Raw genomic sequence first — 1,806 nt, forward strand, 5'->3', positions numbered from 1 at the left:
ATCTGACGGAACTGGCTCTCAGAGATTACCGGTGATGGCAAGACCACACGCTGTGCATGATCTTCACCTTCTTCAAACATATTCCGCTCTTCACCAATACAGGTTTCCAGCGACATAACAATGTTTTCACGCAGCGGATCGATTGGCGGATTGGTTACCTGCGCAAACTGCTGACGGAAATAATCGTAAACAGAACGGACATGTTTTGACAGAACCGGGAATGGGGTGTCATCACCCATTGAGCCAATCGCTTCCTGACCTGCTTCACCCAAGACACGAATAACCTGATCACGCTCTTCAAAGGTAATATTGAAGAGTTTTTCGTAGGTCTTGTATTCATTACCTTCGATGGTGGGACCAGTTTCATCATCATCACTGTCAGTAAGACGTTGCAGGTTATCATCTAACCATTGTTTATATGGCTGCGCTGATTTGAGCTGATTATCGATGTCTTCAGGCATCAATAATTCGCCGGTTTGGGTATCAACAGCGAGCATTTGCCCCGGTTTCAGACGTCCTTTGGTAACCACATCTTCTGGTTCGTATTTCCAGACACCCACTTCAGATGCCAATGTGATATGACGGTCCTTGGTAATGATGTAACGGGCCGGACGCAGGCCATTACGGTCCAAGGTACAGGCGGCAAAACGACCATCGGTCATCACCACACCTGCAGGACCATCCCATGGCTCCATGTGCATTGAGTTATAGTCGTAAAAGGCTTTCAGTTCTGGATCCATTGTCGGATCATTCTGCCAAGCAGGTGGAATCACCAGACGCATTGCACGGAACATGCTAACACCACCGGCCAGTAACGCCTCCAGCATATTATCCATGCTGGATGAATCAGAACCTGTCGTGCCGACCAATGGCCTAATCTCATCCATATCTTCAATCAGCGAAGTGGCAAATTTGGCCCCGCGCGCCAGAGCCCAATTACGGTTACCCTGAACGGTGTTAATTTCACCATTATGAGCCAGCATACGAAATGGTTGAGCCAATCGCCATTGTGGCGTGGTATTGGTAGAAAAGCGTTGGTGGAAGACAACAATCGCGGTTTCCATACGCTTATCATGCAAATCTTTATAAAAAATCGGCAGATAAGACGGCATAACCAGCCCCTTGTACGACACAACGTGTGAAGACAGGCTGGAAATGTAAAAATCTTCATCATCGGTAATCGCTTTCTCAGCAAGACGACGAGCGATGTAAAGCTGTCGTTCGAAATCCGCATCTGCCATTCCGTCGGGTGCGTTAACAAAGACCTGACGCATTACTGGCATAGATTTCATCGCCTGTTCGCCACAAGCTGATTTTGGATCAACAGGTACATCGCGCCAGCCAAGAACTTCAAGTCCTTTAGCCGCCAGTTTTTCATCGATGATGGATTGTGCCGATTTGGCTTTCGCTTCGTCATGCGACAAAAAGACCATACCGACCGCATAGATAGGGGCCAAAGAAAAACCCAACTCTTCAGCAATCGCTTTGAAGAAGCTGTCTGGTTTTTTCAACAATAAGCCGCAACCGTCACCGGTTTTACCATCAGCGCCGATGGCACCGCGATGGGTCAGATTACCCAGGGCTTCAATCGCAGTTTCAACTAACCAATGACTTGCCTTATCGTCCATCTGGGCGATCAGACCGAAACCACAGTTATCTCTTTCAAATTGAGGTCTATAGAGACCTTGATGCATTTCTGTTGGCTGACTCACGTCACGTACCTTCATATTAGTTTAGCGCCGTCACTGCTCTCCCGTCGGTTGCCCGGCGGTACTTGGCGTTCATCGTCAAGGAGCGTTGACCAAA

Annotated in this window: 1 protein-coding gene; it reads right to left on the minus strand. The window is 48.2% G+C overall.

Features of this window, described 5'->3' with window-relative positions:
- A partial coding sequence (locus ACTF5U_RS12415) for a glutamate synthase central domain-containing protein (protein WP_438971944.1) occupies positions 1–1,727 on the minus strand: 1,727 nt, incomplete at its 3' end.
- Positions 1,728–1,806: the final 79 nt, after the last annotated feature.

The organism is Methylophaga sp. (genome assembly GCF_965655755.1).
Classification (GTDB): domain Bacteria; phylum Pseudomonadota; class Gammaproteobacteria; order Nitrosococcales; family Methylophagaceae; genus Methylophaga.